The sequence below is a fragment of the Streptomyces fuscigenes genome (genome assembly GCF_021556455.1).
In the GTDB taxonomy this organism is placed as follows: domain Bacteria; phylum Actinomycetota; class Actinomycetes; order Streptomycetales; family Streptomycetaceae; genus Streptomyces; species Streptomyces fuscigenes.
The window spans coordinates 1-3,180 of record NZ_JAKGCV010000553.1 but is presented as its reverse complement, the minus strand read 5'-3'; the positions used below and the strand labels follow the sequence as shown (position 1 = coordinate 3,180).

The 3,180-nt window shown below is 72.3% G+C and carries 2 protein-coding genes; both read right to left on the bottom strand.

All coding sequences use genetic code 11. The features are described 5' to 3' along the window. Window positions 1-154 precede the first annotated feature (154 nt). Window positions 155-757, bottom strand: a complete 603-nt coding sequence (gene rfbC, locus L1885_RS26135; RefSeq protein WP_235799633.1) for a dTDP-4-dehydrorhamnose 3,5-epimerase — start codon at window positions 755-757, stop codon at window positions 155-157. Between the two features lie 47 nt (window positions 758-804). After that, window positions 805-2,814: a glycosyltransferase family 2 protein gene (locus L1885_RS26130; RefSeq protein ID WP_235799632.1), complete on the bottom strand. Its 2,010-nt coding sequence runs from the start codon at window positions 2,812-2,814 to the stop codon at window positions 805-807. Window positions 2,815-3,180 lie beyond the last annotated feature (366 nt).

The following is a 3,180-nucleotide window of genomic DNA, read 5'->3' as shown; positions in this document are numbered from 1 at the left end:
TCCGCGCGCCGCGGCCGGCCGCGGCGCGCGGACCGGGGCGGGCGGCGCGGGGCGCCGGGCACTGTCTCGCGCCGGTCAGCGTACGCGCACGGTCACTGGCCGCGGCCCGTCTTTTCACCTGCTGGACAGGGCCTCGGGCGCGGGCCGCCGGGGATCAGCCGGCGGTGCCGCGCAGCTGCGCGCGAAACGCCCTGGCCTCCTCGTACGACGGGAGCAGGCCCTGCCGCTCCGCCTCCGCGAGCGTGGGCGCCTCGGCGTCCTTCGGCGACAGCAGCGGCTCGATGCCCTCGGGCCAGTCGATGTCGAGCTCCGGGTCGAACGGGTCGATGCCGTGCTCGCGCTCGGGGGCGTAGCCCGCGGAGCACAGGTAGACGACGGTGGCGTCGTCGCTGAGAGCGAAGAACGCGTGCCCGAGCCCCTCGGAGAGGTACACGGCGTGGTGCGTCTGGTCGTCCAGGCGCACGGCCTCCCAGCTGCGGTAGGTGGGTGAGCCCGTCCTGATGTCCACGATGAAGTCGATGACGGCACCGCGCACGCACTTGACGTATTTGGCCTGGCTCGGCGGCACGTCCGCGTAGTGGATGCCGCGCAGCGTCCCGCGCCGGGAGACGGAGCAGTTGGCCTGCGCGAGCTCCAGCTCGTGGCCGTCGGCGTCGCGCAGGTCGGAGGCGCGGAACCACTCGTGGAAGGAGCCGCGGTCGTCGGGGAAGACCTTGGGCTCGTGGATCCAGGCGCCTTCGATGGACAGGGGTCGCATGGGCTCTGCTCTCTCGTTCGATGCTGCCGGGTGGGTACGGACGCGCCTCACGCCCCGCTGAACATGCGGCGCACCCTCCCCATGATCCGCCGCGGCAGCGACCTGGGACGCGCCGACCGGGTCAGGGACGCGGCGGGCTCGAACGAGGCCCGGCCGTCGGCCCGGACCTTCACCCCCACGGACAGCGGGGTCCAGCGGGGCGCGCCGCCCCGGCGGGCCGAGGGCACGCCGACGTCGATGGTCCACACGCCCCGGGCGAGCTTCTCGGCCGGGAGTGGGGCCGCGAGCACGGCACCGCCCTCGCCGGGCGCCAGAGTGGCGTGGGCCTCCAGGGCGCCGCCCTTGCGCACGGGCCGGAAGCGCAGCAGCGCCTCCTCCTCGCCGCCCGTGTGCAGGGGCACGGGGAAGCGGAGCCGGTTCTCGCGCACCGTGAGGTCCTGCGGTCCGAGCGGCGCGAGGTCCTTGCCGATCCAGTTGGTCGCGCAGTCCACGTCGAGCGAGAGGTTGCCGTATCCCTCGGTCCAGTACGGCAGTACGAGCCTGCGCGGCGAGCCGCTGAGCGCGCCCCTGCGGGACTTGTCGACGGTCTCGTCGCGCACCGACCCGAAGCGGACGGCCTTGGACCAGCCGCAGGCGATGATCCGCACGTACACGTCCCAGATGCCGGCGCCGAGCGGGCCGCCGCCGGTCGCCGTCTCCGGGTCGAGCGTGGCACGGGCCCGCAGGACCATGCGGAAGGCACCGTCGGCCTGCTTCCCCTCGCCGCCGACCCCGTCCGCGCCCTGGGGGCCGACCGGCACCCGTTCGACGGTGAAGTCGACGGGCTGGTAGAACTCGGCGGCGCTGGAGCGCTCGCGGACGACCAGGCCCACCCGTGCCTGGTCGACGGTGGCCCGGATGTTCGCCCCGGCCTCCCGCAGCACGTCGGTGGTCGCCGCGTCGAACGGCAGCTCGAGCCGCGGCTCCCCGCCGGCCGTGCGGAAGGGCAGCGGCGACCCGTCGAGCTGGAACTCGGCGGTCAGGCCCACGGCGAGCCGGCCCTCGTCGTCCCACTCCAGGCTCTCCAGCCGCCCGGTGGGCTTGATCCCGGCCTCCCAGCGCGCGTACGCCTCGAGGTCCTCGAAGCGGTCGGTGGTGATCAGCGCGGCCGTGACCTGCTGGGTGGGCTGCAGACCCGCCGCGACGCCGGGGCCCATCCGCTCCGTGACCACGGCGCGGATCTCGTCGAACAGCTCCTTGCGGTAGTCCTCCGGGAGCGCGAGGAAGCGCTGCGCGCGCAGCCGCTCCACCATCTCGTTGCGCAGCCAGCGGCGGTAGAGCTTGTCGCGCAGCCGCCCGGGCTCGGTGAGGCGTTCGACGACGTCGAGGGCCTCGCGCAGGTTCTTGAAATAGCCCACCGGGTCGAAGCGCTGGAAGCCCGCGTTCGAGGCGTCGTCGCGTTTTACGTGGTAGTAGCACACGTAATCGCTCAGCACCGCGACGGACGAGGCGAGGAGATACGCTTCGGCGAGGAAGACGTGGTCCTCGAGTCGTCTTTTGCCTTCCTTGAAGCGGATGTGATGCTTTTCGAGGAATTCTTTGCGAAACATTTTGTGCGGCGTGAGACTGTCGATCAGCGGGGCGTTGTCGACGTTCGCCTTCGGGCGGTTCACCCGGAAGAGTTCCAGCGGGACGGGCCTGCCCTTGCCGGCCATCTTGCCGACGACGATGTCGGCGCCGTTGGCCACGCCGTAGTCGTACATCCGCTCCAGCGCCTCGTCGCCGAGCCAGTCGTCGTTGTCGACGTACATCACGAACTCGCCCCGGGCGCGGTCGGTTCCGACGTTGCGGGGGCGTCCCGACCAGCCCGAGGGCTCCTGGTGCACGACGTGCATGTGGGGGTGTTCGGCGGCCAGGCGGTCCAGCCGTTCGGGGGTGCCGTCGCTGGATCCGTCGTCGACGAAGATGGCCTCATAGGCGTCGTCGGGAAGGCTCTGCCGCAGCAGGGACGCAATGCAGTCCTCGATGTACGGGCCCGGGTTGTACACCGGAATGACCACGCTGACCTTGACGGACATGCACCAAGCCCCAACTTCGTCGGAAAGCCCCTGCGTCCGGGGCCCTGTAGCGCCCAGGATATAGGCACCAATTGTGTGATTAATTTGTGATGAGAAACCGGCGGTCGCGGAAATGTGACCCGGTGTTTCCCTGATGTTCTCCTCGCCCGCATCCGCTGGGCAGGGCATTGCCCGCGAACCGCCCGCGGGCGGCGCGGGGGTGGCGGGGCCGCGGGTACGGCGTTCGTGCTCCCGGGGCTCGGGCGACGGGCGCCCCGGGGCGGGGTGCCTTCGGGCCGCGCCCGGCGCGCCCGGGGCCCGTACGTCCCGCAAGGGCGGGAGGCCGGGTGCCGCGGGTGCGGGATGCCGCGGGGCGGGGATGCCCGG